At 65.5% G+C, this 14,327-nt stretch carries 16 protein-coding genes; 8 read left to right on the top strand and 8 right to left on the bottom strand.

Annotated features, from left to right (window positions below):
• Positions 1 to 47: 47 nt before the first annotated feature.
• The 4 genes from IC66_RS0133780 to IC66_RS0133765 all read right to left on the bottom strand — a co-directional run bounded on the left by IC66_RS0133780 (position 48) and on the right by IC66_RS0133765 (position 3,385).
• Positions 48 to 437: a RidA family protein gene (locus IC66_RS0133780; RefSeq protein ID WP_038950604.1), complete on the bottom strand. Its 390-nt coding sequence runs from the start codon at positions 435 to 437 to the stop codon at positions 48 to 50.
• Between the two features lie 146 nt (positions 438 to 583).
• The gene (locus IC66_RS0133775; protein WP_038950603.1) at positions 584 to 1,171 is read right to left on the bottom strand and encodes a GNAT family N-acetyltransferase; all 588 of its coding nucleotides are present in this window, start codon (positions 1,169 to 1,171) and stop codon (positions 584 to 586) included.
• A 129-nt stretch (positions 1,172 to 1,300) separates the two neighbouring features.
• Positions 1,301 to 2,443 carry a type III PLP-dependent enzyme gene (locus IC66_RS0133770; protein WP_028139993.1) on the bottom strand — a complete coding sequence of 381 codons (1,143 nt, stop codon included), beginning with the start codon at positions 2,441 to 2,443 and terminating at the stop codon, positions 1,301 to 1,303.
• Between the two features lie 687 nt (positions 2,444 to 3,130).
• Complete coding sequence (locus IC66_RS0133765; protein ID WP_018316184.1) at positions 3,131 to 3,385, bottom strand: hypothetical protein; 255 nt, start codon at positions 3,383 to 3,385, stop codon at positions 3,131 to 3,133.
• 138 nt (positions 3,386 to 3,523) lie between these two features.
• On the opposite strand from IC66_RS0133765, the gene IC66_RS0133760 reads away from it, so the two are divergent.
• Genes IC66_RS0133760 through IC66_RS0133750 form a run of 3 tightly spaced genes read left to right on the top strand, consistent with a single transcriptional unit; the run spans position 3,524 to position 7,370 of the window.
• Positions 3,524 to 5,605 (top strand): M3 family metallopeptidase, encoded by a 2,082-nt coding sequence (locus IC66_RS0133760; protein ID WP_028139994.1) that lies wholly within the window; start codon positions 3,524 to 3,526, stop codon positions 5,603 to 5,605.
• Positions 5,605 to 6,243 (top strand): DUF1007 family protein, encoded by a 639-nt coding sequence (locus IC66_RS0133755; RefSeq protein ID WP_038950602.1) that lies wholly within the window; start codon positions 5,605 to 5,607, stop codon positions 6,241 to 6,243. The genes IC66_RS0133760 and IC66_RS0133755 overlap by 1 nt, the downstream gene beginning before the upstream one ends.
• Entirely contained in the window at positions 6,234 to 7,370 is a 1,137-nt protein-coding gene (locus IC66_RS0133750; protein WP_085971862.1) for a nickel/cobalt transporter, read from the top strand. Before IC66_RS0133755 ends, IC66_RS0133750 begins: the two co-directional genes overlap by 10 nt.
• 155 nt (positions 7,371 to 7,525) lie before the next feature.
• On the opposite strand, the gene IC66_RS0133745 is transcribed toward IC66_RS0133750, so the two are convergent.
• Positions 7,526 to 7,924 (bottom strand): MAPEG family protein, encoded by a 399-nt coding sequence (locus IC66_RS0133745; protein ID WP_018316180.1) that lies wholly within the window; start codon positions 7,922 to 7,924, stop codon positions 7,526 to 7,528.
• Positions 7,925 to 8,007: 83 nt separating this feature from the next.
• On the opposite strand from IC66_RS0133745, the gene hemH reads away from it, so the two are divergent.
• From hemH to IC66_RS0133725, 4 genes are all read left to right on the top strand, one after another.
• A complete protein-coding gene (gene hemH, locus IC66_RS0133740) occupies positions 8,008 to 9,045 on the top strand; it encodes a ferrochelatase (RefSeq protein WP_038950600.1) in 1,038 nt (345 codons plus the stop codon).
• A 10-nt stretch (positions 9,046 to 9,055) separates the two neighbouring features.
• A complete protein-coding gene (locus IC66_RS0133735; RefSeq protein WP_038950599.1) occupies positions 9,056 to 10,033 on the top strand; it encodes an ABC transporter substrate-binding protein in 978 nt (325 codons plus the stop codon).
• A gap of 221 nt (positions 10,034 to 10,254) precedes the next feature.
• Positions 10,255 to 11,259 carry an SPFH domain-containing protein gene (locus IC66_RS0133730; RefSeq protein ID WP_038950598.1) on the top strand — a complete coding sequence of 335 codons (1,005 nt, stop codon included), beginning with the start codon at positions 10,255 to 10,257 and terminating at the stop codon, positions 11,257 to 11,259.
• Positions 11,260 to 11,314: 55 nt separating this feature from the next.
• Positions 11,315 to 11,758, top strand: coding sequence for an NfeD family protein (locus tag IC66_RS0133725; protein WP_028140000.1), 444 nt, complete (start codon positions 11,315 to 11,317; stop codon positions 11,756 to 11,758).
• Between the two features lie 89 nt (positions 11,759 to 11,847).
• Here IC66_RS0133725 and IC66_RS0133720 read toward each other — a convergent pair whose 3' ends face one another.
• Positions 11,848 to 12,231, bottom strand: a complete 384-nt coding sequence (locus IC66_RS0133720; RefSeq protein WP_049806707.1) for a winged helix-turn-helix transcriptional regulator — start codon at positions 12,229 to 12,231, stop codon at positions 11,848 to 11,850.
• A gap of 72 nt (positions 12,232 to 12,303) precedes the next feature.
• Between IC66_RS0133720 and IC66_RS0133715 the strand changes: the two genes are divergently transcribed.
• Entirely contained in the window at positions 12,304 to 12,855 is a 552-nt protein-coding gene (locus tag IC66_RS0133715; RefSeq protein ID WP_038950595.1) for a carboxymuconolactone decarboxylase family protein, read from the top strand.
• Positions 12,856 to 12,983: 128 nt separating this feature from the next.
• Here the strand turns inward: IC66_RS0133715 and IC66_RS0133710 are convergent, their stop codons facing one another.
• Together IC66_RS0133710 and IC66_RS48015 are read right to left on the bottom strand one after the other, a co-directional pair.
• The gene (locus tag IC66_RS0133710; protein ID WP_038950594.1) at positions 12,984 to 13,991 is read right to left on the bottom strand and encodes a KpsF/GutQ family sugar-phosphate isomerase; all 1,008 of its coding nucleotides are present in this window, start codon (positions 13,989 to 13,991) and stop codon (positions 12,984 to 12,986) included.
• Between the two features lie 88 nt (positions 13,992 to 14,079).
• Positions 14,080 to 14,327: hypothetical protein (locus tag IC66_RS48015; protein WP_210161486.1), on the bottom strand; the 248-nt coding region annotated here is incomplete at its 5' end.

Raw genomic sequence — 14,327 nt, 5'->3', positions numbered from 1 at the left:
TGCTGGCAAACAAATGGTGAGGGGTGGATCAGGCGCTGCGGCGCTTGTCAGATGCTGCGGCGCTTGGCGGTGACTTCGATCTCGACCTTCATCTCGGGCTTGGCGAGTGCGCTGACGACCAGCAACGTCGCCGCCGGCCTGATGTCACCGAGAACCTCGCCGCAGACGGCGAAGTGGGCATCGATGGTGCTGGCGTCGGTGACGTAATAGGTCGCACGGACGATATCGGCCATCGCGAATCCGCCCTCTTTCAGGGCAGCTTCGATGGTCTTGAAGCAGTTGCGTGACTGGCTCGTGACATCGGCCGGCATCGTCATCGTGGTGTAGTCATAGCCCGTGGTTCCCGCGACGAAGGCGAACTCACCGTCGATCACGGCGCGGCTGTAGCCGACGGTCTTCTCGAGCGGAGAGCCGGTGGAGATGAGGCGACGGGACATGTTTCGGACCTCGACTGAAAGGCGTGTTTCGCGGGGTTAAAGGGCGTTTCTCGGGCCTGCGCAACCCCGAAAGAACAGGCGTCAGGACGGCGCAGCCGAGCGTTGCCGCTTTACGCGGCTTCGGTCGTCACCATCATGGCAATCCCTCAGGCCGCGTGCGCATGGAGGGCGCGAAGGACCCTGCGTTTGGACAGGGGCGCGCCGGTCGGAACGATCATCCCCTCGGCGCCATCGAGCGCACCCGCCTGGAATTCGATCGCGAGCAGCCGGTCGCGTTCGAACGGGCCGGGCAGCGCCAGCGCGCCGGTCTTCTCGCCCGAGAAGCCGAAGCGGGCATAATAGGGGGCATCGCCGAGCAGGATGACGGCTTGATGCCCGCGCGCCCGGGCGGCGGCCAGCGCTTGATGCATCAGCGCGGCGCCGATCCCGAGCTCGCGGCAGGCAGGGTCTACCGCCAGCGGTCCAAGGACCAAAGCGGGCCTGCCTCCGGCGCTGACGTGCCACAGCCGCACGGTTCCCACGAGCTTGCCCTCGCGCACCGCCGACAGGGCAAGGCCTGCGGCAGGCGCGCGTCCGTCGCGCAGGCGCTGGCAGATGCGGCCGTGGCGGTTTTCGCCAAAGCAGGCATCGAGCAGCGCTTCACGCACCGCGACGTCGGCAGCACGCTCCGCGCGGATCACGAACGGAGCGGCTTTCGAGGTGAGGGCGATTTGTGGCTTCCGAAAAGCGGTCATGGCGCGTCAGTCCCCGCTTGAACCGGCGTGCGCGCAGCACGCCTGTCCAAGACGTCGTCAGATCGAAATGTCAGGGAGGAGCCGGCAAGCCGGCTCCCGGGTTCGTCAGGCCTCAGAGAAAGAGGCGGATCAGATGTGGTACGTCCTCAGCGGCGGGATGCCGTTGAACGCCACCGACGAGTAGGTCGACGTATAGGCCCCGGTGCCTTCGATCAGCACCTTGTCGCCGATCTCCAGCGTGACGGGAAGCGGATACGGGTTCTTCTCGTACAGCACGTCGGCGCTGTCGCAGGTGGGACCCGCGAGCACGCACGGCGTCATGTCCGCGCCGTCATGGGCAGTACGGATGGCGTAGCGGATCGACTCGTCCATCGTCTCGGCGAGACCGCCGAACTTGCCGATGTCCAGGTACACCCAGCGCACCTCGTCCTCGTCGCTCTTCTTCGAGATGAGCACGACCTCGGATTCGATGATGCCGGCGTTGCCCACCATGCCGCGGCCCGGCTCGATGATGGTCTCCGGAATCTGGTTGCCGAAGTGCTTGCGCAGCGCGCGGAAGATCGAGCGGCCGTAGGTCACGACCGGCGGCACGTCCTTCAGATACTTGGTCGGAAAGCCGCCGCCCATGTTGACCATGGACAGGTTGATGCCGCGCTCGGCGCAGTCGCGGAACACCTGCGAGGCCATCGCCAGCGCACGGTCCCACGCCTTCACCTTGCGCTGCTGCGAGCCGACATGGAACGAGATGCCGCACGGCTCCAGGCCCAGGCGCTTGGCAACGTCGAGCACCTCGACGGCCATTTCCGGGTCGCAGCCGAACTTGCGCGACAGCGGCCATTCGGCGCCGGCGCAGTCATAGAGGATGCGGCAGAACACCTTCGCGCCGGGAGCGGCACGGGCGACCTTCTCGACTTCGGCGGCGCAATCCACGGCGAAAAGCCGGATGCCGAGCGCGAAGGCGCGCGCGATGTCGCGCTCCTTCTTGATCGTGTTGCCGAAGGAGATGCGGTCCGGGGTTGCACCCGCGGCCAGCGCCATCTCGATCTCGGCGACCGTGGCGGTGTCGAAGCAGGAGCCCATGGACGCCAGCAGCGCGAGCACTTCCGGCGCCGGGTTCGCCTTGACGGCGTAGAACACGCGGCTGTCAGGCAGCGCCTTGGCAAACGTCTGGTAATTGTCGCGCACGACCTCGAGGTCGACGACGAGGCACGGCTCGGTGTCGAGGCCATCCTTGCGGCGGTTGCGCAGGAATTCCTGAATACGTTCGGTCATAGCACTCTCCCAAACGGCCCAGCGACGGGGATCCGTTCAAAAAATGTCGTCGGATAAGCGCCCCGGCCAGATCACGCGATGGAGGCGTGACGAGCCAAAGACTCAAATCAGACTGTGCTGCCGTGGATTGGTTGGGAATTTCCCGCCCGCACACCTGGCAATGAAGGACAAGCCTTTTCAGTAGCCCGCGCCGGCGTTGGACTGCCGGTAGAGACCAAAAAAGCCCGATCCGTCGTTGCTTTAAGTCGCGTCCCCCGTTGAGAGCGGGGTGCGCCGGTTCGCCTCCGGCTGCCAGTCACGGTTGCAAAGAGCGAAGTCACCTTCGACAAGGCATCTCTTTGAGAGAGATGCTGGACGCTCCGGGTTTGCTTCCTCGTCCGACCTTCAGGCCTTGCGACCTTCAGTCTTCTGACTTCCGCACTTCCGAAGAGCCCCTCGGCTTCTTCACCCCTTGGCGGCTGTCCGGCCTCTTGTCCGGATACCTACCGACTGACACACGACCACAGGCACGTGCGAAATTGGGCAAGAGCGCACATAAGCGTTTTGACTCTGCTTCGCAAGAATTTTTTTAGGCTGAGAACAGAATTGCCTAACATCTGCTTGCGCGGTGTTGCGCGAGCGCCGCGGAAGATGAACGGGCGTTAAGTCTTGAAGCCTCGTGCGCGCGTCTCTCGCGCACGCGAAGCGTCAGCGGCGCTTCGTGAAGGGCTCGACACGCTGGGCCGCGCGGATGAACGCGGTCATCACGAGCACACCGAGCGCGAACAGCACGGCCTGCAGGATGTGCGTGCCCTGGTCGCCGAGCCCGAACAGGATCGCGAGTGCCCAGCCGCCGGCGAAGGCCGCGCCGAACACCTCCGCGCCGATCAGGATGGCGGCGCTGATGACGGTGATGACGCTTGGCCAAGCGATCTGACGGGAAGACGAGGAAGGCGCGTTCATGAGCTCAGGGATCCGTGGTCTGTCGAGGGCCGCAATCTCCCCGAAAAGGCGGCCGGGAGCAAGGGCAAATGGCCCAAAAAAGCCCCATCGCGTGCTATAGCTGGCCGCAACAATTGAGCCACGAAATCGGGACTTGTGATGTCAGAACCCCGCCAAATTACGGACTCCGAGACCAACCCGCTGCTGAAGGCCTGGGTGACGCCGTTTGCGACCCCGCCCTTCGACGAGATCAAGCCGGAGCATTTCCTGCCGGCCTTCGAACAGGCCTTCGCCGACCACTCGGCCGAGATCGCGGCGATCACCAACGATCCGGCCGCGCCCGACTTCGCCAACACCATCACCGCGCTGGAGCGCTCGGGCAAGCTCCTGAGCAAGGTGGCGGCCGTATTCTACGACCTCGTTTCGGCGCATTCCAACCCGGCCATCCTGGAGATCGACAAGGAGGTCTCTCTGCGGATGGCGCGGCACTGGAATCCGATCATGATGAACGCCGTGCTGTTCGGCCGCATCGCCCAGCTCCACGAGAACCGTGCCAATCTGGATCTGGCTCCGGAGCAGCTTCGCCTCTTGGAGCGGACCTACACCCGCTTCCACCGCGCCGGCGCCGGCCTCTCCGAGGAGGCCAAGACGCGGATGGCTGAGATCAACGAGCGGCTCGCCCAACTCGGCACCAGCTTCAGCCATCATCTGCTCGGCGACGAGCAGGACTGGGTCATGGAGCTCGGGGAGGCCGACCGCCAGGGCCTGCCGGAGAGCTTCGTCGCCAGCGCCAAGGCTGCGGCAGAAGAGCGCGGCATGGAAGGCAAGGCCATCGTCACGCTGTCGCGATCCTCGGTCGAACAGTTCCTGAAAAGCTCCGCCCGGCGTGATCTGCGCGAGAAGGTCTACAAGGCTTTCACCGCACGGGGCGACAACGGCAATGCCAACGACAACAACGGAACCATCGTCGAGGTCCTCAAGCTGCGCGAAGAGAGCGCCAAGCTGCTGGGCTATCCGACCTTCGCCGCTTACCGGCTGGAGGACTCCATGGCCAAGACGCCTGACGCGGTGCGCAGCCTCTTGGAGCGGGTCTGGAAGCCAGCCCGCGCCCGGGCGCTTGCCGACCGCGACGACATGCAGGCGCTGATCACGGAAGAGGGCGGCAATTTCAAGCTCGCCCCCTGGGACTGGCGCTTCTACGCCGAGAAGCTGCGCCTTCAGCGCGCCAATTTCGACGACGCCGCGATCAAGCCGTATCTTTCGCTCGACCACATGGTCGCCGCCGCCTTCGACTGCGCCACGCGCCTGTTCGGCATTACCTTCGAGGAGCGCAAGGACGTTCCGGTCTGGCACCCCGACGTCCGGGTCTGGGAGGTCAAGGGCCCCGATGGCAAGCACAAGGCGCTGTTCTATGGCGACTACTTCGCCCGGCCGTCGAAGCGCTCCGGCGCCTGGATGACCTCGCTGCGCGACCAGCAGAAGCTCGACGGCGATGTTGCGCCGCTGGTTCTCAATATCTGCAATTTTGCCAAGGGCGCCGGCGGCGAGCCTTCGCTGCTGTCGCCCGACGATGCCCGCACCCTGTTCCACGAGTTCGGCCACGGCCTGCACGGCATGCTCTCCAACGTGACCTATCCGTCGCTGTCGGGCACTTCCGTGTTCACCGATTTCGTCGAGCTCCCGTCGCAGCTCTACGAGCACTGGCAGGAGCGGCCAGAGGTGCTGCAGAAGTTCGCCCGCCACTTCCAGACCGGCGAGCCGCTGCCGGACGAACTGCTGCAACGGTTCCTGGCCGCGCGAAAATTCAACCAGGGCTTTGCCACGGTCGAGTTCGTCTCCTCCGCGCTGGTCGACCTCGAATTCCACACCCAGCCGGCCGAAGCGGCCAGCGACGTGCGCGCCTTCGAGAGACGCGAGCTGGAGAAGATCGGCATGCCCGAGGAGATCGCGCTGCGCCACCGTCCGACCCAGTTCGGTCACATCTTCACCGGCGATCATTATGCCGCCGGCTATTACAGCTACATGTGGTCGGAGGTGATGGACGCCGACGCGTTCGGCGCGTTCGAGGAGGCCGGCGATATCTTCGATCCCGCCGTCGCCAAGCGCCTGCACGACGACATCTACGCCTCGGGCGGATCGGTGGATCCGGAAGCCGCCTACGAGGCCTTCCGCGGCCGTCCTCCGGAACCCGACGCGCTGCTCCGCCGGCGCGGCCTACTCGACGCCGCGAAGGCCGCCTGATGGGCATGCGCGCCTTGTTCGGATTGCTGCTCGCCGCCGGCCTGTCGCTCGCGGCGGGCACGGCGCGTGCGCATCCGCATGTCTGGATCACCGCGACCAGCGAATTGCTCTACGCCGCCGACGGCTCGATCACCGGCGTTCGCCACGCCTGGACCTTCGACGACATGTTCTCGGCCTATGCGGTGCAGGGGCTCGAGAGCAAGACCAAGGGCGCCTATACGCGCGAGGAGCTCGGGCCGCTGGCGCAGACCAACGTCGAGTCGCTGAAGGAATACGCTTACTTCACCTTTGCGCGAGCCGACGGCAAGAAGGAGCGATTCCAGGAGCCGGTCGACTATTTCCTCGACTACAAGGATACGGTGCTGACCCTGCACTTCACGCTGCCGCTGAAGAACCCGGTCAAGTCCAAGCAGCTGGTGCTCGAAGTGTTCGACCGCTCCTTCTTCATCGACTTCCAGATGGCCAAGGAAAGCCCGGTGAAACTGGTCGGCGCGCCCGCCGGCTGCCAGATGAAGCTGGAACGCCCGAGCGACGGCACCGCGAGCGCGCAGAAGCTCAACGAGCAGACCTTCATGAACGGCGAGAACTCGAATTTCGGCATGATGTTCGCCAACAAGATCACGGTGGATTGTCCTTGATCGGTCGTCTTCAGTCGCCGATTGCCCGCGGGCTTCTTGTCTGCGCCGCCGTTGTCCTCGTCGTGGGTGTGGCCGATGCCGCGCTTCACGATGTCTTCGCGCAAAACCCCTTTGGCGCGCCGCGGCCGGCGCAGGCGGCCCAGCCCGAGACCGGCGGCCTCATCGGCTGGCTATTGGCCAAACAGTCGGAATTCTATCGGCAGATGTCGGCGACCATCCGCGCCGCCAAGTCCGACGGCTCGGCGGTGTGGACACTGCTCTTCATCTCGTTTGCCTACGGCATCTTCCACGCCGCCGGCCCCGGCCATGGCAAGGCAGTGATCGCCTCCTATCTCGTCGCCAACCACGAGACCGCGCGGCGCGGCATCGCGCTGTCGTTCGCCTCGGCGCTGATGCAGTCGCTGGTCGCGATCCTCATCGTCGGCATCTCGGCCTGGGTGCTGAACGCGACCGCCAAGACCATGTGCAAGGCGGAAGGGGCGATCGAGATCGCGAGTTACGCCCTGATCGCGTTGTTCGGGCTGCGTCTCGTCTGGGTCAAGGGCCGCATTTTCATCCGGGCGCTGCAGGCGGCCCAGCCGCTGCCGGCGATCGCCGGCGTGCCGCACGATCATGATCACGGTCATCACCATCATCATGATGCCCACGATCATCACGATCACGGACATGATCACCATCACCACGATCATGGTCATGCGCACGCTCCGGCCCACCACGGGCATGACCACGTTCATGACGAACATTGCGGCCATTCCCACGGCCCCACGCCGAGCGAGCTCGCCGGCCCCGGTGGCTGGCGGCGCGGCTTTGCGGCGATCCTGACCGTCGGCATCCGCCCCTGCTCGGGCGCGATCCTGGTGCTGGTGTTCGCGCTCGCCCAGGGCCTGTTCTGGGCCGGCATCGCCGCGACCTTCCTGATGGGATTGGGCACCGCGATCACGGTTGCGGCCATCGCGGTCGTCGCCGTCTCCGCCAAGGACATCGGCGCCCGCCTCAGTGCCGGGCGCGACGGCGGCGGCGCGCTGTTCATGCGCGGCATCGAATTCGCCGCCGCCGGCGTCGTGCTGCTGTTCGGCGCTGGCCTCTTGTTCGGCTACATCGCGGCCGAGCGGACGACGTGTTTCTAGGCCGAGTTCTCGTGCCCCGGACGCAGCGCAGCGTCCCTTTGACGGTGCGCTGCAGAGCCGGGGCCCATCTCTCCGCGCATTAGGACGTAGCTTTCTGGATCCCGGATCTGCGGAGCAGCGCAAGAGCGCTGCACCGCGTCCGGGGACACGGCGCCTCACACCGGCAGAAACCGCTTCAGCGCCGGCATGAAGAAGATCCCGAGATTGATCGCAAAGCCGATGCTCCAGAGGATCGAGCGCAGCGTCGGGCGGTTGCCGAGATAGGTCAGCACATAAGCGAGGCGGACGATGAGGAAGAGGGCCGCGAGCTCGTCGATCAGCCGCTGCGGCGAATCCCTGAATTCGGCGAGGAGCACCGCGAAGGCGAAAAACGGGAAGGTCTCGATGCCGTTCTGGTGCGCGCCGAGCGCGCGTTGCGAGAGCGCGTCCTCGTAGAAGGCGGGGTCGCGTGGCCGGGAATTGTCGAAGCGGCGAAACCTGATCCATTTGATCGAGCCGATCGTCGACAGATAGAGCAGCAGCGCTCCAAAGACGCACCATTCCGCGAGTGTCATCTTTGCCTCCCCCGCCTGGGTGCGACCCTAGCGAAACCGGCCTCATCTTGACAAGTTCGGACCAACGCGCGACCCACAGGGCCATGACCAGTGTCGTCCCCATCGAGGCCGCGAGACCGGCCGCCCAATCCGCCCTGCCGCGCGCTGGCGTGCTCCTGATCAATCTCGGAACGCCCGACACGGCCGATGCGCCGGGCGTGCGGGTGTATCTGAAGGAGTTCCTCTCGGACGCCCGCGTCATCGAGGATCAGGGCCTGGTCTGGAAGTTCGTGTTGAACGGGATCATTCTGCGCAGCCGCCCCCGTACCAAGGCGCTCGACTACCAGAAGATCTGGAACACCGAGCAGAACGAGTCGCCGCTGAAGACCATCACGCGGTCGCAGAGCGACAAGCTGGCCGCCGCCCTGTCGGACCGGACCCACGTCGTGGTGGACTGGGCGATGCGCTACGGCAATCCCTCGATCAAGTCGGGCATCGACGCACTGATCGCGAAAGGCTGCGAGCGCATCCTGGCGGTCCCGCTCTATCCGCAATATTCCGCCTCGACCTCGGCGACCGTCTGCGACGAAGTGTTCCGCGTGCTCGCCCGTTTGCGCAACCAGCCGACGCTGCGGGTAACGCCGCCTTATTACGAGGACGCGGCCTATATCGAGGCGCTTGCCGTCTCGATCGAGACGCATCTGGCAACGCTGTCCTTCAAGCCGGAGCTGATCGTGGCGTCGTTCCATGGCATGCCGAAATCCTATGTCGACAAGGGCGATCCCTATCAGCAGCACTGCATCGCCACCACCGAGGCGCTGCGTCGCCGGCTCGGCATGGACGAGACGAAGCTGCTGCTGACCTTCCAGTCGCGCTTCGGCAATGCCGAGTGGCTCCAGCCCTACACCGACAAGACCATGGAGCGGCTCGCGAAGGACGGCGTGCGTCGCCTCGCGGTGGTGACGCCGGGCTTTTCCGCGGACTGCCTGGAGACGCTGGAGGAGATCGCGCAGGAGAACGCCGAGATTTTCAAGCACAATGGCGGCGAGCAGTTTTCCGCGATCCCCTGCCTCAACGACAGTGACCCGGGCATGGACGTGATCCGCACCCTGGTGCTGCGCGAGCTTCAGGGCTGGATCTGATGGGCGTCCCATGAACCGCCGTGAGTGTCTGGCGTTTCTTGGGATGATCGCGGCGCTGCCGGTCCCGGTCCTGGCGCAACAGCCGAACGCGGCACGTCGGCTTGGCGTGCTCTCGGTCACGCCTGCCGATGATGCGATCGGCCAGACCCGCAGCATGGTCCTGGTCAAGGCGCTCGCCGGACATGGCCTGAAAGAGCGCGACAACCTCAAGATCGACTGGCGCAGCGGTGGCGGCGACCGCGCCCGCATCGCGCAGCTTGCCGACGAGCTGATCGCGCTCAGGCCCGACGTCCTGCTCGCGGTCGGCACGCCCTCGGTCGAGGAGCTGCGCCAGCGCACCACGACGATCCCGATCGTGTTCGCCGTCGTCACCGATCCCGTCAGCCAGGGCTTTGTCGAAAACCTCGCGCATCCCGGCGGCAACGTCACCGGCTTCACCGATTACGACGGCCCGCTGGCCGGCAAATGGCTGGAGATGCTGACGCAGGTCACGCCAAAGGTGTCCCGCGTTGTCGTCGTCTACAATCCCGCCACCGCGCCGTTCGCGCCGCTGATGCTGCGGACGATCGAGGACGCGGCACGGACCCTTCAGGTGGCGGTCGAGCCCGCGCCGGTGCATGACGCGGCCTCGATCGCGGCGCTGGGCTTGCGGAAAGACGGTGGGTTGCTGGTGTTGCCGGACTTCTTCACCATGGCCAACCGCGGCGGTCTTCTGGCGGCGATCGCGCAGGCGCGCGTGCCCGCGGTGTTCTGGAGCCGCACCTTCGTCGAGGAGGGCGGGCTGATGTCCTACAGCACCGACAGCGCCGAGCAGCTCCGCCGCGCCGCGGACTATATCGACCGCATTCTGAAGGGCGCGCGGCCAGCCGACCTGCCAGTGCAGAACCCCACCAAATTCGAGCTCGCGGTCAACCTCAGGGCCGCCAGGGAGTGTGGCGTCACACTTCACCCGGGCCTCATTGCCCTAGCGAATGACGTGATCGAATGAAGTCGTCCAATGCGCGCCTTCGGATTCGTTAATTTTTGCCGCTGGGTTTCCGCTGCACGCTTTCAAGGGCCCGCTACAAATACATATCTTGATCCTTCCCCGTTTGGATGTCTTGTGCAGAATTGGATCGATACCGACGTGAATTGCGACCGCTGAACCGGTAGGGTTGCGCTCCCGACCAATGACAGCGCGGGAAAGGGCTTTTCTGCCTTGGAGGAAATATGAGCGGTTTCGACATTTTCGCGATTGTTCTGGTTTTGCTCGTCATCGTCACGCTGGTCGCCGGCGTCAAGACGGTGCCGCAGGGCTATGACTGGACCATCGAGCGGTTCGGCAAATACACCCAGACGCTGAGCCCCGGGCTCAATCTGATCGTGCCCTATTTCGATCGCGTCGGGCGCAAGATCAACATGATGGAGCAGGTGATCGACATCCCCGAGCAGGAGGTCATCACCAAGGACAACGCCACCGTGACGGTCGACGGCGTTGCCTTCTACCAGGTATTCGACGCCGCCAAGGCGAGCTACGAGGTCTCCAACCTGACCCAGGCGATCACGGTCCTGACCATGACCAACATCCGCTCGGTGATGGGTGCGATGGATCTCGACCAGGTGCTGTCGCATCGCGACGAGATCAACGAGCGCCTGCTCCGTGTCGTCGATGCCGCGGTCTCGCCGTGGGGCCTGAAGGTCAACCGCATCGAGATCAAGGACATCGTGCCGCCCGCCGATCTGGTCGAGGCCATGGGCCGGCAGATGAAGGCCGAACGCGTCAAGCGCGCCGACATTCTCGCCGCCGAAGGCCAGCGCCAGTCGGAAATCCTGCGCGCCGAGGGCGCCAAGCAGGGGCAGATCCTCCAGGCCGAGGGCCGCAAGGAAGCCGCGTTCCGCGATGCCGAAGCGCGCGAGCGGTCCGCCGAGGCCGAGGCCAAGGCGACGCAGATGGTCAGCGATGCGATTTCCAAGGGGGACGTCGCCGCGTTGAACTACTTCATCGCCGACAAATATATCAAGGCGTTCGGCCAGTTCGCGGACGCGCCGAACCAGAAGATCATCATGCTGCCGATGGAAGCGACCTCCATGCTGGGCTCGCTCGCCGGCATCGGCGAGATCGCGAAAGCAACGTTCGGCGAAAGCGCGGCGTCCGCCGCCCCCCCCCCCCGCCGTGGTGGGTCGGTGCCGACGACCGGCAGCACGCCGCCGGCGGTGCCGCCGCGGCAGGGATAGTCCCCGGCGCATGTCCCTTCAGGCGGGGGCATGCACCATGATGGAAGGTCGTGTCATGACCGACATGTTCGTATCGCTCGGCACCTGGAACTGGCTGATCTTCGGCTTCATCCTGATGGCGCTGGAGGTGCTGGCGCCGGGCATATTCCTGTTCTGGCTCGGCTTAGCTGCGCTGCTCGTCGGCCTGATCTCGTTCACCGTCGTCCTATCGTGGCAGATCCAGCTCGTGATGTTCGCGGTGTTCGCCGCCGCCGCCGTGCCGATATGGCGCCGCCTTGCGCGGCCGAAGCCGGATGCAAGCGCCAGCCCGTTCCTCAACAAGCGAACCGAGGCACTGCTCGGCCGCGAGTTCACGCTGGAGAAGCCGATTATCGACGGCAGCGGCACCGTGCGCATCGGCGACACGGTGTGGCGCGTCGCAGGTCCGGATACGCCGGCGGGGACGCGGGTGAAGGTGGTGCAGGTGGACGGTGCGAACCTGACAGTGGCCGCGGCGTGAGGATTCTTCGCCTCTCCCCGCTTGCGGGGAGAGGCGGGATTGCATCGCAGATTCAATCCGGGTGAGCGGACTCTCCGCGAGTCCGTCTCTCACCGTTTGCGCGGAGGCTCCCCCTCACCCCGACCCTCTCCCCGCAAGCGGGGAGAAGGGGAAGAGTCCTTCCACCTCTCCGCAAACCGGTGCAGCGGCATGAACGTCTCGCACAATTCCCGCCCGAGCGGCGTCAGCCCATAACCTCCGCCTTCGCCAAGCTCCACGAACCCCGCCTCGCGCAACTCCGTCAGGCGCGCTTGCAGCACTGTCGGCGAGGCCTCGTCGCAGGCGGTGCGCAGGGCGCGGGAGGTGAGGGGCTCGCCGCGCAACTCCCACAATATTCGCAGGCTCCAGCGCCGTCCGAGCAGGTCCAGCAGCGCCATGACCGGCCGGCCGGTGCGCGAGCCGCGGACGCTTCGTGATGCCGCCTGTTTTGCCATCGCCACCCTCTTGCGGCATGCTACAGATAGTGTAGCGTATTGTTATGATAATTGTAGCAAGGGAGGCAGCCGATGTCCCAATCCACGCCGCGCATTGCCCCGCTCACCCCGCCTTATCCCCCGGAGATCCAGGCACAGTTTGAACGTATCGTGCGCGGCGCGCCGCCGCTGATCCTGTTCCGGGTGATGGCGGGCCACCGCCGCGCCTGGGACAAGTTTCGTGCCGGCGGTCTGCTCGATCCCGGCCCGCTCTCGCTGCGCCAGCGCGAGATCGTCATCGACCGCACCTGTGCGCTGAACAGATGCGAGTATGAATGGGGCGTGCATGTCGCGGTTTTCGCCGGGCCGGCGAAGCTCGCCGAAGACGAGGTGCGTGCCACAGTGCAGGGCGATGCGACGTCACCGTGCTGGTCGCCGGCCGAACAGGCGCTGATCGCAGCGGTCGACGCGCTGCATCACCGCGCGACGTTCAGCGATCAAGAGTTTGCCGCGCTGTCGGCGCATTACGACGAGGCGCAGATTCTGGAAATCATGCTGCTGTGCGGCTTCTACCGCACGGTATCGTATCTGGCGAACGGGCTGCGGCTGCCGCTGGAGGAGAACGCGGCGCGGTTTCCGGTGTAGCTGTCATTCCGGGGCACGCGAAGCGTGAACCCGGAATCCATTGGGCAGCGAGCTCGGAGATGAATGGATTCCGGGCTCGCGCCGAATGGCGCGCCCCGGAATGATGGTGCGGAGAGAAAGCGCGTGCCCTACGCCACGCCCGCCCGCAGCAGATCGTGCAGATGCACGATGCCCACCACCTTGCCGGCTTCGGTCACGACCAGCGTCGTGATCTTGCTTGTGTTCAGCACTTCGATCATTTCGGTGGCGAGCATGGACGGCGGCACGGTCTTCGGCTGCTTCGTCATGATCTCGTCGACCGACGCCGTCAGCAGGTCGGGGCGCATGTGGCGGCGCAGATCGCCGTCGGTGATGATGCCCGCGACCTCGGTTGCTTCGTTGACGATGCAGACGCAGCCGAGGCCCTTGGCCGACATCTCGACCACGGCCTCCGACATCTTGGTGCCCAGGGGCTTGACCGGGATCTCGGCGCCCGTGCGCATGTAGTCGCGGACGAATTTCAGCATCGCGCCCAGCTTGCCGCCGGGGTGGAAATGCGCGAATTCCAGCGCGGTGAAGCCGCGGCCTTCGAGCAGCGCGATCGCGAGGGCATCGCCGATCGCGGCCTGCATCAGGGTCGAGGTTGTCGGCGCCAGATTGTGCGGGCAGGCCTCGCGCGCCTTCGGCAGCTCGATCACGAGGTCGGCGGCCTGGCCCAGCGAGGAGGCCGCGTTCGACGTCACCGCGATCATGGGAATCGCAAAGCGCGCCGAATAGTTCACGAGGTTCTTCATCTCCGGCTGCTCGCCGGACCAGGACAGCGCCATGATGACGTCGTCGGTGGTGATCATGCCGAGGTCGCCGTGGCCGGCCTCGGCGGCGTGCACGAAGAAAGCCGGCGTGCCGGTCGAGGCCAGCGTCGCGGCGATCTTGCGCCCCATATGGCCTGACTTGCCGAGCCCGGTGACGATGACGCGGCCCTTGGCGTTGCGGATCAGGTCGACTGCTTTCGCGAATGTCGCGCCGAGCGGGCCGCGCAGGGCGGCTGCGAGCGCGTTGATGCCGCCGCTCTCCGTCTCCAGCGTGCGGAGCGCGGATTCGACGCTGTCGGGGATGGGGCCGGATGATGTGGTCATCAGCGGTTTCGAACTCGGCATGTACTGGTCCAGGGAGAAGGGGGCATTCGCACGGTCGGCGCCTCATTAGCACGCCGCGGCGGGGGAGGCGACGAGCGCGCCTAAGCCCTCAACCGGTCATTAACCATAATTGTTTTAACTCCATTAACGATGGTTCCCGCCAGCCGGCGGAGACCACCGTGAAAGTGTTTGATTTCGTTGGAGTTGTTACATCGTGGGGTCGTCTCCAGGCACCGGCCGGAGCAAACGCGCGCAGTTCCTGCGCGCGGCTTTGCCGTGCCTTATGCCGGGTCTTGCGCTGACGACCCTCACAAGCGTGCCCGCGGCCGCCCAGAGCCTCACGCCCGATCTGTTCAA

Origin of the sequence: Bradyrhizobium genomosp. III (assembly GCF_000261705.1) — a bacterium.
Lineage (GTDB): Bacteria > Pseudomonadota > Alphaproteobacteria > Rhizobiales > Xanthobacteraceae > Bradyrhizobium > Bradyrhizobium ottawaense.
This window is presented reverse-complemented; position numbering and strand designations above follow the sequence as displayed.

Excerpts from the sequence above, each read along its gene's own strand:
- IC66_RS0133780 (WP_038950604.1), bottom strand. The coding sequence starts at position 437 with ATGTCCCGTCGCCTCATCTCCACCGGCTCTCCGCTCGAGAAGACCGTC.
- IC66_RS0133775 (WP_038950603.1), bottom strand. The coding sequence starts at position 1,171 with ATGACCGCTTTTCGGAAGCCACAAATCGCCCTCACCTCGAAAGCCGCT.
- IC66_RS0133770 (WP_028139993.1), bottom strand. The coding sequence starts at position 2,443 with ATGACCGAACGTATTCAGGAATTCCTGCGCAACCGCCGCAAGGATGGC.
- IC66_RS0133765 (WP_018316184.1), bottom strand. The coding sequence starts at position 3,385 with ATGAACGCGCCTTCCTCGTCTTCCCGTCAGATCGCTTGGCCAAGCGTC.
- IC66_RS0133760 (WP_028139994.1), top strand. The coding sequence starts at position 3,524 with ATGTCAGAACCCCGCCAAATTACGGACTCCGAGACCAACCCGCTGCTG.
- IC66_RS0133755 (WP_038950602.1), top strand. The coding sequence starts at position 5,605 with ATGGGCATGCGCGCCTTGTTCGGATTGCTGCTCGCCGCCGGCCTGTCG.
- IC66_RS0133745 (WP_018316180.1), bottom strand. The coding sequence starts at position 7,924 with ATGACACTCGCGGAATGGTGCGTCTTTGGAGCGCTGCTGCTCTATCTG.
- hemH (WP_038950600.1), top strand. The coding sequence starts at position 8,008 with ATGACCAGTGTCGTCCCCATCGAGGCCGCGAGACCGGCCGCCCAATCC.
- IC66_RS0133735 (WP_038950599.1), top strand. The coding sequence starts at position 9,056 with ATGAACCGCCGTGAGTGTCTGGCGTTTCTTGGGATGATCGCGGCGCTG.
- IC66_RS0133730 (WP_038950598.1), top strand. The coding sequence starts at position 10,255 with ATGAGCGGTTTCGACATTTTCGCGATTGTTCTGGTTTTGCTCGTCATC.
- IC66_RS0133725 (WP_028140000.1), top strand. The coding sequence starts at position 11,315 with ATGACCGACATGTTCGTATCGCTCGGCACCTGGAACTGGCTGATCTTC.
- IC66_RS0133720 (WP_049806707.1), bottom strand. The coding sequence starts at position 12,231 with ATGGCAAAACAGGCGGCATCACGAAGCGTCCGCGGCTCGCGCACCGGC.
- IC66_RS0133715 (WP_038950595.1), top strand. The coding sequence starts at position 12,304 with ATGTCCCAATCCACGCCGCGCATTGCCCCGCTCACCCCGCCTTATCCC.
- IC66_RS0133710 (WP_038950594.1), bottom strand. The coding sequence starts at position 13,991 with ATGCCGAGTTCGAAACCGCTGATGACCACATCATCCGGCCCCATCCCC.